The 19,634-nt window shown below is 72.8% G+C and carries 22 protein-coding genes; 7 read left to right on the top strand and 15 right to left on the bottom strand.

Annotation, left to right across the window (positions count from 1 at the left end; translation table 11 throughout):
* The first annotated feature begins 78 nt into the window (after nucleotides 1-78).
* Nucleotides 79-1,512 carry an ABC transporter ATP-binding protein gene (locus tag ABZS77_RS27375; RefSeq protein WP_354828559.1) on the top strand — a complete coding sequence of 478 codons (1,434 nt, stop codon included), beginning with the start codon at nucleotides 79-81 and terminating at the stop codon, nucleotides 1,510-1,512.
* Nucleotides 1,509-2,309, top strand: a complete 801-nt coding sequence (locus ABZS77_RS27370; RefSeq protein ID WP_354828556.1) for an energy-coupling factor transporter transmembrane component T — start codon at nucleotides 1,509-1,511, stop codon at nucleotides 2,307-2,309. The genes ABZS77_RS27375 and ABZS77_RS27370 overlap by 4 nt, the downstream gene beginning before the upstream one ends.
* A gap of 165 nt (nucleotides 2,310-2,474) precedes the next feature.
* Here ABZS77_RS27370 and ABZS77_RS27365 read toward each other — a convergent pair whose 3' ends face one another.
* Nucleotides 2,475-2,897, bottom strand: a complete 423-nt coding sequence (locus tag ABZS77_RS27365; RefSeq protein WP_354828553.1) for a hypothetical protein — start codon at nucleotides 2,895-2,897, stop codon at nucleotides 2,475-2,477.
* A 289-nt stretch (nucleotides 2,898-3,186) separates the two neighbouring features.
* Here ABZS77_RS27365 and ABZS77_RS27360 point away from each other — a divergent pair, with 289 nt between their 5' ends.
* Both ABZS77_RS27360 and gndA read left to right on the top strand, forming a co-directional pair.
* Nucleotides 3,187-3,483, top strand: a complete 297-nt coding sequence (locus tag ABZS77_RS27360) for an MTH1187 family thiamine-binding protein (protein WP_354828550.1) — start codon at nucleotides 3,187-3,189, stop codon at nucleotides 3,481-3,483.
* A gap of 119 nt (nucleotides 3,484-3,602) precedes the next feature.
* Nucleotides 3,603-5,045: an NADP-dependent phosphogluconate dehydrogenase gene (gndA, locus tag ABZS77_RS27355; protein ID WP_354828548.1), complete on the top strand. Its 1,443-nt coding sequence runs from the start codon at nucleotides 3,603-3,605 to the stop codon at nucleotides 5,043-5,045.
* Between the two features lie 174 nt (nucleotides 5,046-5,219).
* Here gndA and ABZS77_RS27350 read toward each other — a convergent pair whose 3' ends face one another.
* From ABZS77_RS27350 to recO, 5 genes are all read right to left on the bottom strand, one after another.
* Nucleotides 5,220-5,981 (bottom strand): pirin family protein, encoded by a 762-nt coding sequence (locus tag ABZS77_RS27350; RefSeq protein WP_354828545.1) that lies wholly within the window; start codon nucleotides 5,979-5,981, stop codon nucleotides 5,220-5,222.
* A complete protein-coding gene (locus ABZS77_RS27345) occupies nucleotides 5,978-6,205 on the bottom strand; it encodes a thioredoxin reductase (protein ID WP_354828542.1) in 228 nt (75 codons plus the stop codon). Before ABZS77_RS27345 ends, ABZS77_RS27350 begins: the two co-directional genes overlap by 4 nt.
* A gap of 601 nt (nucleotides 6,206-6,806) precedes the next feature.
* On the bottom strand, nucleotides 6,807-6,992 hold the full coding sequence (locus tag ABZS77_RS27340) for a hypothetical protein (protein WP_354828539.1): 186 nt from the start codon (nucleotides 6,990-6,992) through the stop codon (nucleotides 6,807-6,809).
* Nucleotides 6,993-7,056: 64 nt separating this feature from the next.
* Nucleotides 7,057-7,869 carry an isoprenyl transferase gene (locus ABZS77_RS27335; RefSeq protein WP_354828615.1) on the bottom strand — a complete coding sequence of 271 codons (813 nt, stop codon included), beginning with the start codon at nucleotides 7,867-7,869 and terminating at the stop codon, nucleotides 7,057-7,059.
* The gene (gene recO, locus ABZS77_RS27330; protein WP_354828536.1) at nucleotides 7,869-8,747 is read right to left on the bottom strand and encodes a DNA repair protein RecO; all 879 of its coding nucleotides are present in this window, start codon (nucleotides 8,745-8,747) and stop codon (nucleotides 7,869-7,871) included. The genes ABZS77_RS27335 and recO overlap by 1 nt, the downstream gene beginning before the upstream one ends.
* Before the next feature lie 102 nt (nucleotides 8,748-8,849).
* Here recO and ABZS77_RS27325 point away from each other — a divergent pair, with 102 nt between their 5' ends.
* Nucleotides 8,850-9,656: a DUF4097 family beta strand repeat-containing protein gene (locus ABZS77_RS27325; RefSeq protein WP_354828533.1), complete on the top strand. Its 807-nt coding sequence runs from the start codon at nucleotides 8,850-8,852 to the stop codon at nucleotides 9,654-9,656.
* Here ABZS77_RS27325 and ABZS77_RS27320 read toward each other — a convergent pair.
* From ABZS77_RS27320 to ABZS77_RS27285, 8 genes are all read right to left on the bottom strand, one after another.
* On the bottom strand, nucleotides 9,643-10,881 hold the full coding sequence (locus tag ABZS77_RS27320) for an acyltransferase (protein WP_354828530.1): 1,239 nt from the start codon (nucleotides 10,879-10,881) through the stop codon (nucleotides 9,643-9,645). The genes ABZS77_RS27325 and ABZS77_RS27320 overlap by 14 nt on opposite strands.
* 153 nt (nucleotides 10,882-11,034) lie before the next feature.
* Nucleotides 11,035-11,940 carry a GTPase Era gene (gene era / locus ABZS77_RS27315; protein ID WP_354828527.1) on the bottom strand — a complete coding sequence of 302 codons (906 nt, stop codon included), beginning with the start codon at nucleotides 11,938-11,940 and terminating at the stop codon, nucleotides 11,035-11,037.
* On the bottom strand, nucleotides 11,937-12,323 hold the full coding sequence (locus tag ABZS77_RS27310; RefSeq protein ID WP_354828524.1) for a cytidine deaminase: 387 nt from the start codon (nucleotides 12,321-12,323) through the stop codon (nucleotides 11,937-11,939). Before ABZS77_RS27310 ends, era begins: the two co-directional genes overlap by 4 nt.
* Nucleotides 12,316-13,731, bottom strand: coding sequence for a hemolysin family protein (locus ABZS77_RS27305; RefSeq protein WP_354828612.1), 1,416 nt, complete (start codon nucleotides 13,729-13,731; stop codon nucleotides 12,316-12,318). Before ABZS77_RS27305 ends, ABZS77_RS27310 begins: the two co-directional genes overlap by 8 nt.
* On the bottom strand, nucleotides 13,707-14,180 hold the full coding sequence (ybeY, locus tag ABZS77_RS27300) for an rRNA maturation RNase YbeY (protein WP_354828521.1): 474 nt from the start codon (nucleotides 14,178-14,180) through the stop codon (nucleotides 13,707-13,709). Before ybeY ends, ABZS77_RS27305 begins: the two co-directional genes overlap by 25 nt.
* Nucleotides 14,181-14,195: 15 nt before the next feature.
* Nucleotides 14,196-15,254, bottom strand: coding sequence for a PhoH family protein (locus ABZS77_RS27295; protein WP_354828518.1), 1,059 nt, complete (start codon nucleotides 15,252-15,254; stop codon nucleotides 14,196-14,198).
* Nucleotides 15,255-15,386: 132 nt separating this feature from the next.
* On the bottom strand, nucleotides 15,387-16,763 hold the full coding sequence (locus ABZS77_RS27290) for a serine hydrolase domain-containing protein (protein WP_354828515.1): 1,377 nt from the start codon (nucleotides 16,761-16,763) through the stop codon (nucleotides 15,387-15,389).
* Entirely contained in the window at nucleotides 16,760-17,119 is a 360-nt protein-coding gene (locus tag ABZS77_RS27285; RefSeq protein ID WP_354828513.1) for a histidine triad nucleotide-binding protein, read from the bottom strand. The genes ABZS77_RS27290 and ABZS77_RS27285 overlap by 4 nt, the downstream gene beginning before the upstream one ends.
* 43 nt (nucleotides 17,120-17,162) lie before the next feature.
* Here ABZS77_RS27285 and ABZS77_RS27280 point away from each other — a divergent pair, with 43 nt between their 5' ends.
* On the top strand, nucleotides 17,163-17,924 hold the full coding sequence (locus tag ABZS77_RS27280) for an SDR family oxidoreductase (RefSeq protein ID WP_354828510.1): 762 nt from the start codon (nucleotides 17,163-17,165) through the stop codon (nucleotides 17,922-17,924).
* Nucleotides 17,925-17,982: 58 nt separating this feature from the next.
* Entirely contained in the window at nucleotides 17,983-18,894 is a 912-nt protein-coding gene (gene ppk2, locus ABZS77_RS27275) for a polyphosphate kinase 2 (protein WP_354828507.1), read from the top strand.
* Nucleotides 18,895-18,898: 4 nt separating this feature from the next.
* On the opposite strand, the gene ABZS77_RS27270 is transcribed toward ppk2, so the two are convergent.
* Nucleotides 18,899-19,633, bottom strand: a complete 735-nt coding sequence (locus tag ABZS77_RS27270; protein WP_354828505.1) for a 16S rRNA (uracil(1498)-N(3))-methyltransferase — start codon at nucleotides 19,631-19,633, stop codon at nucleotides 18,899-18,901.
* Nucleotide 19,634: the final 1 nt, after the last annotated feature.

The raw sequence follows: 19,634 nt of genomic DNA, 5'->3' as shown, positions 1-19,634 counted from the left end.
CTTCTGACGCGAACCTCTTGATCAACGGGGAGATGCGGGCTGCTGCTGGTGGAGGAGAAGGAGTAGGGGGGTGGGTTGATGGGCGGCGGGGTGGTATTGCGGGGGTTCGGGTGGCGGCACGCCGGGCGGCGGGCCTGGGCTCTGCGCGGCGTCGACCTGCGGGTGGAGGACGGCGAACGGGTTCTGCTGCTCGGCCCCTCCGGAGCCGGCAAGAGCACACTGCTCAGCGCCCTGGCCGGGCTGCTGCCCGACGATTCCGGCGAACAGGAGGGCACCGTCGAGATCGACGGGCTCGACCCCCGCAAGGCGCGGGAACGGGTCGGCATCGTCTTCCAGGACCCCGAGACGCAACTGGTGATGGCCCGCAGCGGCGACGACGTGGCGTTCGGGTTGGAGAACCGGGGCGTACCCACCGACGAGATCTGGCCCCGGGTCGACGAGGCGCTGCGCCGCGTCGGCTTCCCGTACCCCCGAAACCGCAACACGGCCGCGCTCTCCGGCGGTGAGCAGCAACGCCTCGCCCTGGCGGGAGCGCTGGCCCTGCGACCCGGCCTGCTGCTGCTCGACGAACCGACCGCGAACCTGGACCCGGCCGGCGCCACCCTCGTCCGACAGGCGGTGGCCGGCGCGCTGAACGCCGACACCACCCTGATCCTGGTCGAACACCGGGTCGCCGAGGCGTTGCCGCTGGTCGACCGGGTGATCGTCCTGGAGCCGGGTGGGGGCGTCCGCGCGGACGGTACCCCCGAGGCGGTCTTCGCGGCGCACGGCGCCGCCCTCGCCGCCGAGGGCGTCTGGGTGCCCGGTCACCCCATCGCGCCCCGACCGGCCACCGCCGGCCCCGGAGAGCTGTTGCTCACCGCCGACAGGCTCGGCCTGCCGCCCCGGCTGGGCGCCACCGACCTGGCGGTACGCGCCGGAGAAGCCCTCGCCGTCCAGGGGCCCAACGGCGCCGGCAAGTCGACCCTGGCCCTGCTGCTCGGCGGTCTGCTGCGACCGGGCGCCGGCCGGGTCACCGCGTCCGTCGAGCTGGCCGGGTCGGACCACCGCACTCCCCCGCACCGCTGGCGAGCGCCCGCGCTGGCCCGGCGGATCGGCTCGGTCTTCCAGGACCCGGAGCACCAGTTCGTGACCGGCACGGTCTTCGACGAGCTGGCCCTCGGCCCTCGCCGCACCGGTCAACCCGAGACAGCCGTCAAGGACACCGTGGCAGGGCTGCTGGAGCGGCTGCGACTGGACCGGCTCGCGGCAGCCAACCCGTACACCCTCTCCGGTGGGGAGGCGCGGCGGCTGAGCGTCGCGACCGCCCTGGCCACCGCGCCCCGCCTGCTGATCTGCGACGAACCCACCTTCGGCCAGGACCGGCGGACCTGGCGGGAGCTGGTGGATCTCCTCGCCGATCTGCGCGACGCCGGGCACGGCGTGGTCACCGTCACCCACGACGCGGATTTCGTCACCGCGCTCGCCGACCGCACCGTCACCCTGCACCCGCCCCCGGACGGCAACCGATGATCAGCATCGAACCGATCGCCGCGCCCGACGCGCCCCTGGCCCGCCGCAACCCGGTGGCGAAGGTGGCCGCCGCGCTGGCCTTCTCGTTCATCCTGCTGGCCACCCTGGACCCGGTCGCCCCGGCCATCGCCATCGCGTTCGAACTCGCCCTGCTGCCCCTGTTCGGCATCCGCTACCGGATGCTGGCCCGCCGGGCACTGCCGCTGCTGCTCAGCGCCGCCGGCATCCTGGTCACCCTGGTGCTGTTCGCCGCCGACCGGTCCGGCCGGGTCCTCCTCGACGTCGGGCCGGTCCTGGTGAGCACCGGCGTGCTGCTCACCGCGCTCGGGCTGGTACTACGGGTGTTCGCGGTGGCCCTACCCGGCGTGATCGTCTTCGCCACCACCGACCCCACCGACCTGGCCGACGCACTGATCCAGAACGCCAAGGCACCGGCGCGGTTCGCCATCGGGGCGCTCGCCGCGTTCCGGCTCGTGCCACTGCTCGGACAGGAGTGGCAGATGATCAGCATGGCGCGGCGGGCGCGCGGCGTCGACGCCGGACGCAACCCGCTGGCGAAGCTACGGCTGTTCACCTCCACCGCATTCGCCCTGCTGGTCGGGGCGATCCGTCGCGGCACACGGCTCGCGGTGGCCATGGACGCACGCGGCTTCGACGCCGGCACACCACGAACGGTCGCCCGCCGCCAGCCGTTCACCCGCGCCGACGCCCTCCTGATCGCCGGGTCGGTCGCCCTGGCCGGCGCGGCCCTCACCACGAGCATCCTCACCGGCGCCTTCCGGCCGCTGATCGGCTGAGTCGCCCGCTTTCCTGCGGCGCGCCGACCGGCGCGCCTCACCGCCACGCCGGGATGATCCGCACCGCATCGCGGATGGTGCTGCTTCGCTGGGCGGTGAGGCTGCACCACGAGCATGGTGCAGCCTCACCGCCGGAACAGCGCGGCCGGGTGGGTGCGGGGTCGGTCAGCTGCGCCGGAACGCGTAGCGGCGGCTCTGGCCAGCCTGTCGGCCACGCCCGCCGGTCGAGCGCGTCCCGCCACCCTGCGGCGGGCCGGCCGTCGGTGCCTTCGGTCGACCGGCCGCCTTCGGCAGCTCTGCCACCACCGGCGCGTCGACCACTGCCGGCACGTCGACCTGCGGCGCCAGCTCACCCGGCACCGCCGCCGGCAGAGCCGACCGGTTCAGCACCGCCGACAGCGGCGGCTCGACCAGCACCGGCTCACCCAACGCTGCCGGAAGTGCCGGCTCGACCAGGAGCGCCGGCTCGACCGCGTGATCCACGTCGGGGCGGGTTGGTAGGAGCGCGTCATGGCCGGCCGCCGGGTCCGTGCCGGCGGGCGTCGGTGTGGCGGTACGGGACCTCTTCGGTGTGCGCTTCGCGGGCATCCGGGCCTCCTTCGGTGCCGACCGTCACTGCCGGTCCCGCGCTCCGGGGCCGGTCGGCTCGACTGGTGACCGTCGCGGCCGCGACAGTCGAATCGGGAAGGGACTGCTCACCGGGATCGACAGCGCCAGCACCGCCGCACGGCGGGTGGAGAACGCGGGACGCCCGGGAGCGCACGGACCGCGACGCGGGGCGGCGGACCGGCTCGGAAGATGGGGCGTCAGTTGCGCATGCCCGTACGGTAACCACCGCCCGGCGGACGCGCACCCGAATTACTGGCACGATCGGCACATGCTTGTCGCGTTCTCGATCACCCCGCTCGGCGGCGGTGACTCCGTGGGTGACCTCGTCGCGGAGGCGGTACGGGTGGTCCGCGAGTCCGGCCTGCCCAACCGGACCGACGCCATGTTCACCACCGTCGAGGGCGAGTGGGACGAGGTGATGGCGGTGGTGAAGCGGGCGGTCGACGTGGTGGCAGCGCAGGCGCCCCGGGTGAGTGTGGTGCTCAAGGCCGACGTCCGGCCCGGGGTCACCGATGCCCTCGCCGGGAAGGTCGCCCGGATCGAGGCCCGCCTCGCCGAGGGCTGATCGGCCACTGTGGGCAGCACGGCGGCCACGCCGAGTATCGCTATGTGGATCACCGGTACGTACTGGCGCGTACCGCGATAGGTTCGGGTCAATAGCGGCGGTGAAAGGTGGCGGCACGGATGGCTGAGCAGGCGACGGCGCAGATCGGTGTGACCGGGTTGGCGGTGATGGGCCGCAACCTGGCCCGCAACCTGGCCCGCAACGGCTTCACGGTGGCGGTGCACAACCGGTCACCGGAGCGCACCCGCAGCCTGATCGCCGAGCACGGCGACGAGGGCACGTTCGTGCCCGGCGAGACGATGGCCGACTTCGTGGCGTCGCTGGAACGACCACGCGCGGTGATCGTCATGGTCAAGGCCGGTGCGCCCACCGACGCGGTGATCGACGAGTTGGTGCCGCTGCTCGACGAGGGCGACATCATCGTCGACTGCGGCAACGCCCACTTCGCCGACACCCGCCGCCGCGAGGAGGCACTGCGCGCGCAGGGGCTGCACTTCAGCGGCACCGGCGTCTCCGGCGGCGAGGAGGGCGCGCTGCTGGGACCGAGCATCATGCCGGGTGGCTCCGCCGAGTCGTACGCCAAGCTCGGGCCGATGTTCGAGAAGATCGCCGCGCACGTGGACGGCGTGCCGTGCTGCACCCACGTCGGACCGGACGGCGCCGGGCACTTCGTGAAGATGGTGCACAACGGCATCGAGTACGCCGACATGCAGCTCATCGCCGAGGCGTACGACCTGCTGCGGGCCGGCCTGGACGCGACGCCGGCCGAGATCGCGGAGATCTTCCGGGACTGGAACGACGGCGAGCTGGAGTCGTTCCTCATCGAGATCACCGCCGACGTGCTGGCACACACCGACGCGGCGACCGGCCGGGCGTTCGTCGACGTCGTGCAGGACCGGGCCGAGCAGAAGGGCACCGGCCGGTGGACCGTGCAGAGCGCGCTGGACCTGGGCATCCCGATCACCGGGATCGCCGAGGCGACCTTCGCCCGCTCGCTCTCCGGGCACGTCGACCAGCGCGAGGCGGCCCGCCGGGCATTCCCGGACGCCGGTGAGAAATGGCAGGTCGCCGACCGGGACGCGTTCGTCGAGGACGTCCGCCGGGCGCTGCTCGCCTCCAAGATCGTCGCGTACGCCCAGGGCTTCGACCACATCCGCGCCGGCAGCCAGGAGTACGACTGGGACATCGACCTCGGCGGCACGGCGACGATCTGGCGGGGCGGCTGCATCATCCGGGCCCGCTTCCTCGACCGGATCCGTGAGGCGTACGACGAGCAGCCGGACCTGCCGACGCTGCTGGTGGCGCCCTACTTCGCCGAGGCGGTCGGCGCCGGCGTACCGAGCTGGCGACGGGTCGTGGCCGACGCGGCGCGAGCCGGAGTGCCGACGCCGGCGTTCTCGTCGTCGCTTGCGTACTTCGACGCACTCCGCGCGGAGCGGCTGCCCGCCGCGCTGATCCAGGGTCTGCGGGACAACTTCGGCGCGCACACCTACCAGCGGGTCGACCGCGAGGGCACGTTCCACACCACCTGGGCCGGCGACCGCACCGAATCCCCCGCCTGACGCCACACCCGCGGACCGGCGCGCCGCACACACGAGGTGCCCCACCGCGCACCGCGCACCGCGCACCGCGCACCGCAAGATCGTGCTTGATCCTGGATGTAGTGGCCTCCCGTTGTCGGGAGGCCACTACATCCCTGTTCGAGCGAGATCATGGGAGGCGACGACGCGCCGGCGTCAGGCGACGGTGGCGTGCATCTCCCAGACCAGGATCTCGGCCGGCTCGTCGGCGGTGACCCGCCGGCCGCCGGTCATGGTGAGCCGGGCCGCGTCGCCGGTGCCGAGCGGGCCGCTGCCCTCCAGGGTCACCGTGCCGTTGGGCACGTACAGGTGCACGAAGGGCGCGTCCGGAATGGTGACCTCGTCGCCGGGTGCGAGCCTCGCGGCGTGCAGGGTCGCGTACCGGTTGCGGATCCGGATCGCGGACGCGCCGTCGTACCGTTCCATCCCGGAGGCGATCGGCACCAGCCCGCCGCGGAGCAGTTCGTCCTCGATCTCCAACTGCTCGTAGCCGGGGTCGACACCCTGCTCGTCGGGCAGCACCCACATCTGCACGAAGTGCACCGGGTCGCTGTGCGGCTCCTGGTTGTTGAGCCGCCAGGCGTCGTTTTTCTCCGAGTGCAGGATGCCGGTGCCGGCGCTCATCCGCTGGGCCAGCCCCGGGTAGATCACCCCCGAGTGGCCTGTGGAGTCCTGGTGCACCAGCGAGCCCCGCAGCACCCAGGTGACGATCTCCATGTCCTCATGCGGGTGGGTCTCGAAGCCGGCACCCGGCCGGACCACGTCGTCGTTGTTGACCAGCAGCAGCCCGTGGTGGGTGTTCGCCGGGTCGTAGTGCCGGGAGAACGAGAAGGAGTGCTTGGAATCCAGCCACGAGATCCGGGTGGCGAACCGGTCGTCGGCACGACGTACGTCGACCGCCGGAGCGGGGGCGGTCACCAGGCACGCCGCCCGGAGTCGGGGGTGGATGGCGCCCAGGTCAGCGCCGGCTCGCCGGTGGCCAGCTCGGCGATCTCACCGGTACGCACCTGGGGCGTGTGGCCGAACTCGGCACAGTGCTGCTCGGCGATCTCGGCGCAGATGTCGGCCACCTGCTCGCAGATGGGGTCACCCAGATCCGCCGCGTTCAACGCCATGATCATCTTGTACCGGAGATCCCGCACACCTACCCCCACCACCGAGTGCCACCACCTCCGGACCCTACCGCCGCCCCCACCTCTCCAGCCCTCGAACAACCAACCCCCGCCCACACCCCGCCACCCCATCCCGCCCGCACCCCGCCACCCCATCCCGCCCGCACCCGTACCCCGCTCCGCTCCCCGCCCTCCCCGCCCGCCCGGTGCCGCCTCGCCGCGTCCCACCCCGCGCCGCCTCGCCGCGTCCCACCCCGCGCCCCCTCGCCGTCGATCAAGGAATTGTGGTGGTGACGAAAGTAGCGAAAGCGACCAAGCCGACGACCACCACTCCATGATCAACCGGGCGGGGCCGGGGAGGGCGGGGGCGAAGGGCAGAACGGGGACGGGGCACGACGGGGGCGCGACCGGAGCACGACGGGAGCACCACGGCGGCGCGACGGGAGCACGACCGGAGTACCAAGGGAGCCCGACGGAGCACGACGGGCAGCGCGACCGGGCACGACGGGCAGCGCGACCGGGCACGACGGGCAGCGCGACCGGGCACGACGGCAGCGCGACCGGGCACGACGGCAGCGCCGCCCCGCACTTTGCGTGCGGGGCGGCGCTGGGTGTCTCGGGCGGGGTTGGGTCAGAAGAATCGGCGGCGCTTGGCCTTCTGGGGGCGGATCATGTCCGCACCCCTGGTCAGCAGCCGGGTCGCCCCGGAGGGACCACGCCGGGCCTCCAGGGTGTGGCTGAGCCTGCGGGCGCCGGCGGCGGCCAGGGGAACTGCGACCGCCATCACCGCCCACTGGGCAATGCGCTTCTGGATCATGTGGGTTCACCTCCGTCAGTGGCTTCTGACATCTCTGGTACCCAGGGTGACCGGTTGGTAAGCCTCAGACCGTGGGGGCCACCGGGTTGGGCAGCGCACCGCCGAACCGCCGGTCGCGCTGGGCGTACAGCTCGCACGCGTACCAGAGATGGCGGCGGTCGAAGTCGGGCCAGAGCGTGTCGAGGAAGACCAGCTCGGCGTACGCGGTCTGCCAGAGCAGGAAGTTGGAGATCCGTTCCTCCCCCGACGGGCGCAGGAACAGGTCCACCTCGGGGATCTCCGGGTGGTAGAGGTACTTCGCCACGGTCTTCTCGGTGACCTTCGCCGGGTCCAGTCGGCCAGCCGCCACGTCCCGGGCGATCGCGGCGGCAGCGTCACCGATCTCGGCCTGACCGCCGTAGTTGACGCAGAACTGGAGGGTGAGCGTCGAGTTGCCCTGGGACATCTCCTCGGCGGTCTGCAGCTCGGAGATGACGCTCTTCCACAGTCGTCCGGGCCGACCCGACCAGACCACCCGGACGCCGAGGTCGACGAGTTGGTCGCGGCGGCGGCGGATGACGTCCCGGTTGAAGCCCATCAGGAACCGGACCTCGTCCGGCGAACGCCGCCAGTTCTCGGTGGAGAACGCGTACGCCGACAGGTAGGGGATGCCCATCTCGATGGCGCCTTCGATGGTGTCGAAGAGGCTGTGCTCCCCCGCCTCGTGACCCTTGGTGCGGGGCAGCCCGCGGTCCTTGGCCCACCGCCCGTTGCCGTCCATCACCACCGCCACGTGCCGCGGCACCGCCTCGCTGGGCAGGGCCGGTGGCCGGGCGCCGGACGGGTGGGGTGTCGGTGGCGTCGGCTCACGCCGGCTGGCCCTGGTGGATCGTCGGATCACTCGGCTCTCTCCCTGCTCGCACCGTCCGCTCCGGCCTCGACGTCGCCGCCGCGCGGCCGGAGCATCGCCGCCCCACCACCGCCGGGCGGCGGGGCCGTGCCGGCGACCGAGGGACCCCGGTCGACCAGCGGCAGCGAGCGTAGCGCGCGCTCGAGGTGCCACTGCAGGTGCGCCGCGACCAGCCCACTGCACTCCCGTCGTACGCCGGTGTCGGTGGCGTCGGCGATCACCCAGTCGCCGGTGGTCAGCGCGGACATCAGGTCGATGGTGGCCGGGGCGGGGTGGGCCGCGCCGGGTGGGCGGCAGTCCGGGCAGACGGCGCCGCCGGCCGGTACGGAGAACGCCCGGTGCCGCCCGGGGGTGCCGCAGACCGCGCACGCGATGAGCGCGGGCGCCCAGCCGGCGAGGGCCATGCCGCGCAGCAGGTACGCGTCGAGGACCAGGGTGGTGTCGTGCTCGCCGCGGGACAGCGCCTTGAGCGCGCCGACGGTGAGCTGGAACAGCCGCAGCGACGGCTCCCGCTCGACCGGGGTGAGCCGCTCGGCGGTTTCGGCGATCGCGCTCGCCGCCGTGTAGCGCGGGTAGTCGCCGAGGAACCGCTTGCCGTACAGGTCGATGCCCTCGACCTGGCTGACCGTGTGCAGCGAGCTGCCGTGGTTGCCCTTCGGGTCGCCGGCGAGTTGGAGGTCGACGTGGCCGAACGGCTCCAACCGGGCGCCGAACTTGCTTGTGGTGCGGCGGATCCCGCGGGCCACCGCGCGCAGCCGGCCGTGTCGGCGGGTGAGCAGCGTGATGATCCGGTCGGACTCGCCGAGTTTCTGCACACGCAGCACCACCGCGTCGTCGCGGTAGAGCTGTCGGCGATACCCGGCCATCGGGCCATTCTCCCTCGGGGTGTGAAATCAGGGTCGGTTCGGGGTGGACGCGCGGAGGAACCCCGATGCGCCGCGCGCCTGCCCGGCCGTAGCGTGCTGGCCATGGCACTGCTCGAAACCACCGCAGCCGTCCGCCGTCGCGCCGCGGCCCCCGTCGCGCTGGGGATGACCACCGCCCTCATCTTCCTCGCCGGGTGCGACAACCTCTCGTTCCGCCGGCTCGACTACGACGACACCGAGATGGTGAAGATCACCACGATCCGGATGCTGGGGGGCTCCGGCGACATGGTGGTGCGGGGCACCGGCCCGGCCGGTGAGGCGCGGATCAAGCGGGTGGTGCGGTACCAGGGGGGCGAGCCCAAGGCCCGGTACGAGATCAAGGGCAGTGAGCTGATCCTGGACAGCGACTGCGGCAACCGGTGCAGCGTCTCCTACGAGGTGACCGTGCCGGAGGGCGTGACCGTGCAGGGCGAGTCCGGTTCCGGGGACGTCGAACTGAGCAAGATCGGTACGGTCGATCTCCGGCTGGGGTCGGGGGACGTGCGGATCACCGGCGCCACGGGAGCGGTCGGTGTGGAGACCGGCTCCGGCAACATCGAGGTCAGTGAGGCCAGCGGGGCGGTCCGTCTGCGCGCCGGGTCCGGTGACATCACGGCGCGACGGCTGGGTGGTTCGACGGACGCCGAGGCCGGCTCCGGGAACGTCACAGTCGAACTGGACACGCCGGCGGCGGCACGCGCGCACGCGTCCAGCGGCGACGTGACGCTGCTGGTGCCGCAGGGCAGCTACCAGGTTCGTTCCAGCACCGGTTCCGGCGACGCCAAGGTGACAGTCGCCGACGATCCGGCCGCGTCCCTGGTGCTCGACGGGTCGGCCGGCAGCGGCAACGTCACGATCAGCCAGCGTTGAGGTCGACGGTCGTCGCTTTCCCGGGCACCCGCTGCGCGGGCACGAGGGCCGGTCCGCCGGCCGGCGCGGCACCCGTTCCGCCGGCCGGCGGCGGCACACCGGACCGGGCAGCCGAGCCGACCGGCGCGGCACCCGGCCGGGAAGTCGGTCCGGCCGGCGCGGCAGCGGACCGGGCAGCCGACCCGGCCGGCACGGCACCCGGCCGGGAAGCCGACCCGGTCGGCACGGGCGGGGCACCCGGGATCAGCTCCGGTGGCCGCCGGGCGGCGACGTCCTCGACCCACCCGACGGCCAGGGTGACGATCCCGACCAGCGCGAAGACGAGCAGAATCCGGATGGCCAACCCCACCAGGTTCTGGTGCGACCAGCCGACCACGTCGACGAGCGGGGTGAGCGCCACCACGAACGGCATGTGCCAGAGGTAGACCGTCAACGCGCGTCGGTTGAGCACGGTGACCGCGCGGTCGGCCAGCCGGCTGCGCTCCAGCCAGGGGATCCCGGCCGGCGCCCGGCCGAGCACGACCAGGATGAACGCCGTCGACCAGAGGGCGTTGCCGAGCTGGTTGTCGTTGAGGTCGTACCCGCGCGGGCCGGGATGCGCGACGATCCACGCGCCGCCGCCCACCGCGAGCGCCAGCGCCAGCGGGTACAGCACCCGGCCCGCGAGTCGGCGCAGCATCCCGGCGTGGTGGGCGAAGCCGAGCAGCCACGCACCGAAGTACAGGCCGAACTCCCGCAGCACCGGCGGCGCCGGGTAGATGCCCACCTCGATGGCCACCAGCAGGAGGTACGGGGCCAGCAGGGTGGGCAGCGGCGCCCTGCGGAACAGCCAGAACGCGACGGGTGAGGCGAGCACGAACCACAGGTAGTCGCGCAGGTACCAGATGATGCTCAGTGCCAGGGCGCCCCAGTTGTTGGCCGGCGGGTCGGCGATCGGGAACAGCCACAGCAGCAGGCGAGGGCTGACGGCCAGCCCGCTGAACAGCATGGCCGGGACGAAGACCGCCGCCAGTACCCACAGTGACGGCAGCAGCCGGCGCAGCCGGCGACCGACCGCGGCCGGTCCGGACCGGGTGAGCGACGCGGCCATCAACGAGCCGGCCAGCGCGAACATCACCGACATGGCGGGGAAGACGAGGGTCAGGGTCGCCCACCCGGTGACGTGGTAGACGACCACTCGGACAATGGCCAGGAAGCGGAGCAGATCGAGGTACCTGTTGCGCATCAGCCTGCATCTGGGTCGGGGGCGCGGGGGTGTACTTCCCCTACCCTGCGCGGCACCGACGCCAAACGGCCGGCACCCCGACCAAACGTGAGCCCGGCCATCGGTACGACCGGAAAAGATCATGGACCCGTCCGGCCGGGCCCACGAGGTGGATCAGAAGCCCAGCTTGCGCAGTTGCTTCGGGTCGCGCTGCCAGTCCTTCGCCACCCGCACGTGCAGGTCCAGGTAGACCCGGGTGCCCAGCAGCTCCTCGATCTGGCGGCGGGCGGTGGTGCCCACCTCCTTGAGCCGGCTCGCCTTGTGACCGAGCACGATCGCCTTCTGGCTCGGCCGTTCCACGTACAGGTCGGCGTAGATCTTCATGACCTGACCCTCGGGAACCATCTCCTCGACGACCACCGCGATCGAGTGCGGCAGCTCGTCGCGGACACCCTCCAGCGCGGCCTCCCGGATCAGCTCCGCGACCAGCACCTGCTCCGGGTCGTCGGTCAGCATGTCGTCCGGGTAGAGCTGCGGGGACGGCGGCAGGTACTTGGTCATCACGTCGACGAGCGTGTCCACCTGGTGCCCGGAGACGGCGCTCACCGGCACGATCTCGGCGAACTCCCCCATCTCGCTGACCGCGAGCAACTGCTCGGCGAGCCGGCGCTTGTCCACCAGGTCGGTCTTGGTGACCACCGCCAGCACCGTCGCCTTCAACTCGGCCAGCTCGCCGGAGATGAAGCGGTCCCCGCGCCCGACCGGCTCGTCGGCCGGGATGCAGAGGCCGATCACGTCGACCTCGGTCCAGGTCGACCGGACCAGGTCGTTGAGGCGTTCGCCGAGCAGCGTACGGGGGCGGTGCAGGCCCGGCGTGTCGACCAGGACCAGCTGCGAGTCGGGACGGTGCAGCACGGCCCGGATCACGTGCCGGGTGGTCTGCGGCTTGTTCGAGGTGATCGCGATCTTGGTGCCGACGATGGCGTTGGTGAGCGTGGACTTGCCGGCGTTGGGACGGCCGACGAAGCAGCCGAACCCGGCCCGGTACGGACGCGCCTGCGGGTCCTGCACCGGACTCACTCGGTCACCGTGCCGAGGACCGAGCCGTCCGGGGCGGCCACGTGGATCGGCGCGTCCGCGGCGAGGTCCCGAACCGCCGCGTGGCCGGCGCCGTCGAGCGTCGACGCCTCGGTCACCACGACCGCCGCCTCCAACCGGCTCGCCCCGGCCGCCACCGCCGAGGCCACCGCCAACTGCAACGCGGTGAGGGTCAGCGAGGGCAGGGCGACGCTGGCCGCCGCGTACGTCCGGCCGTCCTGGTCCCGGACGGCGGCCCCCTCCACCGCGGCGACCCGCCCGCGAGCTCCCCGGGCGAGGACGACCAGCTTGGCGTCCTCGGCGCTCAGCGGGGCCGGCGCGGTGGGGGTGGGCTGGGCGGCGGGCGCGGTGGGCGTGTCAGGCATCGGCGGGTTGCCTCTCGTCGTCTCGGTTGTGACCCTGGTCGTCTCCGGGGCCGGTGTGCCCCGCGGTGTCCTGCTCGTCGCCCGGCTCGGCCCGGCTGACCAGGACCGTGTCGATCCGGTTGCGCCGGCCGGTGGTGCCCTCGGCGACCAGTCGGAGACCGGCGACCTCGGCTTCCGCGCCGGGGATCGGCACCCGCCCGAGGGACTGGGCGAGCAGACCGCCGACCGTCTCCACCTCGTCGGTGGGCAGGTCGGTGTCGAACAGCTCGCCCAGGTTCTCCACCGGCAGGCGGGCGGTGACCCGCACCGAGGAGTCGGGCAGGCGTTCGACCGGCGGGCGTTCGACATCGTACTCGTCGGTGATCTCGCCGACGATCTCCTCCAGGATGTCCTCGATGGTGACGAGGCCGCCGGTGCCGCCGTACTCGTCGACCACGATGACCAGGTGGTTGCGGGCCGCCTGCATCTCGGACAGGAGGTCGTCGACCGGCTTGGACTCCGGTACGAAGGTCGCCGGGCGCATCAGCTCGGCCACCGGCAACTGCTCGGCCGACGGGTCACCGCCGCGGGAGCGCCGGATCAGGTCCTTGAGGTAGAGGACGCCCAGCACGTCGTCGACGCTCTCGCCGATCACCGGGATGCGGGAGAAGCCGGACCGCAGGAAGAGCGCCAGCGCCTGCGCGAGCGTCTTGCCCTCCTCGATCCACACCATCTCCGTACGCGGCACCATCACCTCACGGGCGATGGTGTCGCCGAGCGCGAAGACCGAGTGGATCATCTGGCGTTCGCCGTGCTCGACCACGCCGCGCTGCTCGGCCAGGTCGACCAGCTCCCGCAGCTCGACCTGGGTGGCGAACGGGCCCTCCCGGAAGCCACGGCCCGGTGTGACCGCGTTGCCGATGAGGATCAGCAGCGAGGCGAGGGGGTTGAGCGCCCGGCCCAGCCAGCGGACCAGCGGCGCCACCGCCCGCCCCACGGCGTACGCGTGCTGCCGGCCGATGGTGCGCGGGGCGACACCGACCACCACGAAGCTGACCACGGTCATCGCGCCGGCGGTGACCAGCGCGGCCCGCCAGCCGGCGCCGAAGCTGTCCACCGCGACGAGCGCCACGAGCGTGGTGGCGGTCAGTTCGGCGAGCAGCCGCAACAGCAGGAGCAGGTTGAGGTGCCGGACCACGTCGCCGGCCACGACCTGGAGGGTCCGGGCGCCGCGTACGCCGTCCCGGGCCAGCTCGGCGGCACGGGCCGGGGAGACCGCGGCGAGCGCCGCCTCGGTCATCGCGATCACACCGGCCAGCACCACCAGACCGGCGGCGAAGACGACCAGCTGCACATCGGGGAGGCCGGCGGTGGGGCCGGCCGCGAGTAACGGAGGAGTGGACATCACTGGGTGCGGGTCGACCGCCAGCTCGACAGCAACCGGGCCTGGAGCGCGAACATCTCCCGCTCCTCCTCCGGCTCCGCGTGGTCGTAGCCGAGCAGGTGCAGCACGCCGTGCACGGTGAGCAGGTGCAGCTCGTCGGCCGGGGTGTGCCCGGCGGCGGCCGCCTGCTTGGCCGCCACCTCGGGGCACAGCACGATGTCGCCGAGCAGGGCCGGCTCACCGCCGGCCGGGGCGCTCTCGCCGGGGCCGTGGTCGACGCTGCCCTCGTCCATGGGGAACGCGAGGACGTCGGTCGGGCCGTCGCCGCCCATCCAACGGTGATTCAGCTCGGTCATGTAGTCGATGTCGACAAGCAGCACGGACAGCTCGGCGAGGGGGTTGACCCCCATCTCGTCGAGTGCGTGCCGGGCGACGGCGAGCACGGCGTCGGTGTCGACGTCGACACCGGACTCGTTGGCGATCTCGATGGACAACTGCTTTCCTCTGCTTTAGCGGCGGCGGCCGGCCCGGCCGCCCTGGGCGGGTCGCCCGGGTACGGCGTGGACGCCCTGCGCCTGCTGGGTCTCCCGCTCGGCGTCCCAGCGGGCGTACGCGTCGACGATCTCCCCGACCAGCCGGTGGCGGACCACGTCGGAGCTGGACAACTGGGCGAAGTGCACGTCCTCGACGTTCTCCAGGATCTCCCGGACGACCCGCAGACCGCTCGTCGTCCCGCCGGGAAGGTCCACCTGGGTGACGTCACCGGTGACGACGATCTTGGAGTTGAAGCCGAGCCGGGTGAGGAACATCTTCATCTGCTCGGGCGTCGTGTTCTGCGCCTCGTCCAGGATGATGAACGCGTCGGAGAGCGTCCGGCCCCGCATGTACGCCAGCGGGGCGACCTCGATCGTCCCCTGGGCCATCAGCTTCGGGATCGTCTCCGGGTCGAGCATCTCGTGCAGCGCGTCGTAGAGCGGACGCAGGTACGGGTCGATCTTCTCGTTCAGGGTGCCGGGCAGGAAGCCCAGCCGCTCGCCGGCCTCCACGGCCGGCCGGGTCAGGATGATCCGGTTGACCTGCTTGGCCTGCAACGCCTGGACGGCCTTCGCCATCGCCAGGTACGTCTTGCCGGTACCGGCCGGGCCGATGCCGAAGACGATGGTGTTCGAGTCGATCGCGTCGACGTACCGCTTCTGCCCGAGGGTCTTGGGGCGGATGGTGCGGCCGCGACGGGAGAGGATGTTGAGCGTCAGGACCTCGGCGGGACGCTCGGCGCTGCCCTGCTCGAGCATGCCGACGGTACGCCGGACGGCGTCAGTGGTCAGGGTCTCGCCTTTCTCGATGAGTTCGAGCAGCTCACTGAAGAGCCGCTCGGCGAGGGCGTTGTCCGCCGGGGCGCCGGTGATCGTGATCTCGTTGCCACGGACGTGCACGTCACTGGTGACCGAGCGTTCGACGAGTCGCAGGATCTCGTCACCCGCGCCGAGGAGGTTGACCATGATCTTCGAGTCGGGCACGGTGATCCTGGTCTGCACCCGGGGCGGGCCGGGAGGTGGGGTGCCGGTCATAGGTCGGGCCGAAGGGCCCTGCGCCACCTGCTCTCGATCTCGGCGCCGGCCCTGCTGGCACGGCGTGCGGACGTTACACCCATCGTATCGTTTCAACGCGGGCCGCATCGCGCCCATTTCCGCTGGCCGCGATCAACTCCCGGCCCGGAAGTCGTACCTGTCGAACGTTTCCTGGTGGCGGGTGAACCGGTACGTCGCCCAGTGCATCCTGATCACCGTGCCGGCGTCGTCCCGGGTCAGCCGCAGCAGCTCGCCGACCTCCCGGCCGGAGACCGTGCGGTACACGTCCGCGCGGTCCGGCAGTGCGGCGAAGACCGCCGGCGGGCGCCCGACCGGGTCCCGTTCCGCGCGCGCCTGGAGCGTGCCGTCGTGCCAGGAGAAGACGTACTCGGTGCCCTCGCCCCACCAGCGGCCGAGCATGCCCCGCAGGGCGGCCGGGGCCGGGGCGCCGGGACGCCACGGTGCGATCTCGGCCGGGTCGTGTTCGACCGCCTCGGCCAGCAGCCGGTGCGGCAGCTCGAACAGCTCGGCCGCCGTACCGGAGGAGCCGAGCACCGCCGCGCCCATCGCGCCGGCCGTGCCGTCGCCGCCCCGCCGGCCGTACACGCCGGCGAGGAAACCGGGCATCGCGCCGTCGTGCCCCACGTGCATCACCCGCTCGCCCTGCGGAACGAGGATCAGCCCGAGCCCGAAGCCGGCCCCCCAGAGCGTCTCGTCGGCGGTGGTCACCGGCCAGCGCATCTCGTCCAGGGTGGCCGGGGCGAGCACCGCGCCGGCCGGGTCCAGTGCCTGCGGGTCGGCCAGGAACGCGGCCCAGCGGGCCATGTCCGTCGCCGTGCTCCACAGCTGGGCGGCCGGGCCGACCGCGCCGAAGTCGGTCGGCGGCTCGGCGTGCGCCTCGTCGGAGTACGCGTCGACCAGATAGCCGGTGGCCGCGCCCGGCCCGGGGTGCACGGTGGTGTCGGCCAGCCCCAGCGGCGTCAGGACCCGCTCGTCGAGTGCCTGCGCCCAGGTGCCGCCGCGCAGCCGGGCCACCAGTTGCCCGAGCACGGCCATGCCGAGGTTGGAGTAGTGGAACCGGCGGCCCGGCGGCAGCACCCGCTCGGCCCGGTCCAGTTCCGCCACCAACCGGGCGTCGTCCGGCGCGCTCAGGGAGTCCCACACGTCGCCGAACGGCTCGCGTTGCAGGCCGGCGGTGTGCGACAGCAGGCGGCGCACGGTCAGCTCGCCGTGCGCCGGCAGGTCCAGGTGCCGACCCACCGGGTCGTCCAGGTCCAGCAGACCGTCGTCGCGGCACTGGAGGGTGAGCACCGCGGTGAAGGTCTTGGTGACCGAGCCGATCCGGAACCGGGTGCCGGGCCCCAGCGTGTGGTCGGTGCCGGTGTCGCCGACGGTGCAGCTCCACAACGGCCGGTCGGCCCGGTGCAGAGCCGCCGACACCGCCGGCACGCGGGCGTCGGCCTGCACCCGGCGGACCAGCCGTTCCAACCGGTCGGGGCCGGCCGTCACGCCAGGTCCCGGGCGAGCATCGGACCGAGCGGCGCGCCACCGAGCAGGTGCGCGTGCACGTGGAACACCTCCTGACCGCCGTACGCCCCGGTGTTGAACATCAGCCGGAACCCGTCGCCGAGCAGCCCCTCGTCGTCCGCGACGACGGCGGCCGTGGCCAGCACCTCACCGGCCAGCCCCGGGTCGGCCTGGGCGAGGGTGGCGACGTCCGCGTAGTGCTCCTTCGGAATGACCAGGACGTGCACCGGGGCCTTCGGGGTGATGTCGCGGAAGGCGAGGGTGGTGGCGGTCTCCCGGACCACGGTGGCCGGGATCTCCCCGGCGACGATGCGGCAGAACAGGCAGTCGGATCCCATCCGGGCAGTGTAAGGAGAAGAGGGCTACGGCAGGATGGCCGGCATGACGGATCGAGCGGTACTCGTGACCGGAGCTTCGCGCGGCATCGGCCGGGCGGTGGCGGAGGCGTTCGCGGCCAGCGGGGACCGGGTGGCGATCCACCACCGCGACTCCGCCGACGCGGCCGAGCAGGTCCGCGCCCACCTGCCCGGCACCGGGCACGTCGTGGTCCGCGCGGACCTCACCGACCCGGACGCGGTCCGCACGATGGTCGACCGGGCCGCCGAACTGCTCGGCGGGCTCGACGTGCTCGTCAACAACGCCGGGATGTACGGCGATCGGGACGACCCGCACCCGATCTTCGGCGCCACCTACGAGGAGTGGCAGCGGCGCTGGCGGCAGGTGCTGGAGACCAACCTGACCGGCGCCGGCAACGTCACCTGGTGCGCCGCGCAGCACATGCGCGGGCGCGGCGGGCGGATCGTCAACGTCTCGTCCCGGGGCGCCTTCCGGGGCGAGCCGGAGCAGCCCGCGTACGGGGCCAGCAAGGCGGGACTGAACGCGCTGGGCCAGTCCCTCGCGGTGGCGCTCGCGCCGTACGGCATCGCGGTGGCCACCGTCGCGCCGGGCTTCGTGGCGACCGACATGGTCACCGAGCACCTGCGCGGCGAGCAGGGCGCGGCGATCCGGGCGCAGAGCCCGTTCGACCGGGTGGCCCGGCCGGAGGAGATCGCCGCCGCCGTGCACTGGCTGGCCTCGCCGCAGGCCGAGTGGGCCTCGGGCACCATCGTCGACCTCAACGGCGCCTCCTACCTGCGGAGTTGACCGGAATCACCGGCGCTTCGAGGGTGTCGCCGCCCGCCGGCGGGTAAGTGTCTGTGGCATGGCCGACTCCACGCTGCTGGACCTCGCCGCCGACTACCGGGTGGTCGACGGGCACGACGACGATCCGGTCCTGCTCCGCCCCGACGGCACCCCCGTCGAGACGTGGCGTGAGGACTACCCGTACGACGAGCGGATGGACCGCGACGAGTACGACCACCACAAGCGGCTGCTCCAGATCGAGCTGCTCAAGCTCCAGGACTGGATCAAGGAGTCCGGTGAGCGGCTGGTGATCCTGTTCGAGGGCCGGGACGCGGCCGGCAAGGGCGGCACCATCAAGCGGTTCATGGAACATCTGAACCCGCGCGGCGCGTCGGTGGTGGCGCTGGCCAAGCCGGACGAGCGCGAGGCCGGCCAGTGGTACTTCCAGCGGTGGATGGCGCACCTGCCGGCGGCCGGTGAGATGGTGCTGTTCGACAGGTCCTGGTACAACCGGGCCGGCGTCGAGCGGGTGATGGGCTTCTGCACCCGCAAGGAGTACCTGGAGTTCCTGCGCCAGGCCCCGGAGTTGGAGCGGATGCTGGTGCGCTCGGGCATCCGGCTTGTGAAGTTCTGGTTCTCGGTGTCGCAGAACGAGCAGCGCACCCGGTTCGCGATCCGCCAGGTCGACCCGGTCCGGCAGTGGAAGCTGTCCCCGATGGACATCGCCTCGCTCGACCGGTGGGACGAGTACACCGAGGCCAAGGAGGCGATGTTCTTCTGGACCGACACGGCCGACGCGCCGTGGACGGTGGTGAAGAGCAACGACAAGAAGCGGGCCCGCCTGGAGGCGATGCGGCACGTGCTGCACCGCTTCGACTACACCGGCAAGGACCCCGAGGTGGTCGGCACACCAGACCCGCAGATCATCGGGCCGGCCGGACTGGACCTGGGGCCGGAGGAGGAGGTCGTACCGGTGTTCCCGAGGCCCTGAACGGTCACCAGCGGCCGAGGCGGGTGGCGAGCACGCTCAGCGCCGCCACCCCGGCCGTCGAGGTCCGCAGCACCGCCGGCCCGAGGCGTACCGGCCGGCCACCGGCCTCGCGGAAGGCGGTCAGCTCGGCCGGGGCGATGCCACCCTCCGGGCCGACCACCAGGACGATCTCGCCGGCGGTGGGCAGCTCGGCGGTGGTCAGCCGCTCCTCGGCCTCCTCGTGCAGCACGAACGCGGCGGCGGCACCGGCGATCCGGCGGGCCACTGTCGTGGTGGACTCGTCGGGCGCGCCGGCCACCACCGGCAGCCACGGCCGGCGGGCCTGCTTCGCGGCCTCCCGGGCGGTGGCCACCCACTTCTCCCGGGCGCGTACGCCCCGGTCACCGCGCCACTGGGTCACCGAGCGGGACGCCGCCCAGGGCACGATCTCGTCGACCCCGACCTCGGTCATCGCCTGCACGGCCAGCTCGCCCCGGTCGCCCTTGGCGATGCCCTGCACGGCGACGATCCGGGGTACGGGCGCGTCCGCGTACCCCCGGGAGGTGATGCCGACCTCCAGGCTGCCCCGGCCGACGGCGGTAACCACGGCGGCGGCCGTGCCACCCCGGCCGTCGGCGAGCAGCAGCTCCTCGCCGACCCGCAGTCGTTGCACGGTGGCGGCGTGGTGCCCCTCCGGGCCGTCCAAAGTCAGTGCGTCGCCGGTGGGCAGCGCCTCGACCAGGAACAGCGGCGCGGACACC

It is taken from the genome of Micromonospora sp. NPDC005298 (assembly GCF_040607375.1).
Taxonomy (GTDB): Bacteria; Actinomycetota; Actinomycetes; order Mycobacteriales; family Micromonosporaceae; genus Micromonospora.
This window is presented reverse-complemented; position numbering and strand designations above follow the sequence as displayed.

What these genes read in the sequence shown, in the direction of transcription:
- ABZS77_RS27375 (WP_354828559.1), top strand. Translation starts at nt 79, where the DNA reads ATGGGCGGCGGGGTGGTATTGCGGGGGTTCGGGTGGCGGCACGCCGGG.
- ABZS77_RS27370 (WP_354828556.1), top strand. Translation starts at nt 1,509, where the DNA reads ATGATCAGCATCGAACCGATCGCCGCGCCCGACGCGCCCCTGGCCCGC.
- ABZS77_RS27365 (WP_354828553.1), bottom strand. Translation starts at nt 2,897, where the DNA reads ATGCCCGCGAAGCGCACACCGAAGAGGTCCCGTACCGCCACACCGACG.
- ABZS77_RS27360 (WP_354828550.1), top strand. Translation starts at nt 3,187, where the DNA reads ATGCTTGTCGCGTTCTCGATCACCCCGCTCGGCGGCGGTGACTCCGTG.
- gndA (WP_354828548.1), top strand. Translation starts at nt 3,603, where the DNA reads ATGGCTGAGCAGGCGACGGCGCAGATCGGTGTGACCGGGTTGGCGGTG.
- ABZS77_RS27340 (WP_354828539.1), bottom strand. Translation starts at nt 6,992, where the DNA reads ATGATCCAGAAGCGCATTGCCCAGTGGGCGGTGATGGCGGTCGCAGTT.
- recO (WP_354828536.1), bottom strand. Translation starts at nt 8,747, where the DNA reads ATGGCCGGGTATCGCCGACAGCTCTACCGCGACGACGCGGTGGTGCTG.
- ABZS77_RS27325 (WP_354828533.1), top strand. Translation starts at nt 8,850, where the DNA reads ATGGCACTGCTCGAAACCACCGCAGCCGTCCGCCGTCGCGCCGCGGCC.
- ABZS77_RS27320 (WP_354828530.1), bottom strand. Translation starts at nt 10,881, where the DNA reads ATGCGCAACAGGTACCTCGATCTGCTCCGCTTCCTGGCCATTGTCCGA.
- ABZS77_RS27310 (WP_354828524.1), bottom strand. Translation starts at nt 12,323, where the DNA reads ATGCCTGACACGCCCACCGCGCCCGCCGCCCAGCCCACCCCCACCGCG.
- ABZS77_RS27295 (WP_354828518.1), bottom strand. Translation starts at nt 15,254, where the DNA reads ATGACCGGCACCCCACCTCCCGGCCCGCCCCGGGTGCAGACCAGGATC.
- ABZS77_RS27285 (WP_354828513.1), bottom strand. Translation starts at nt 17,119, where the DNA reads ATGGGATCCGACTGCCTGTTCTGCCGCATCGTCGCCGGGGAGATCCCG.
- ABZS77_RS27280 (WP_354828510.1), top strand. Translation starts at nt 17,163, where the DNA reads ATGACGGATCGAGCGGTACTCGTGACCGGAGCTTCGCGCGGCATCGGC.
- ppk2 (WP_354828507.1), top strand. Translation starts at nt 17,983, where the DNA reads ATGGCCGACTCCACGCTGCTGGACCTCGCCGCCGACTACCGGGTGGTC.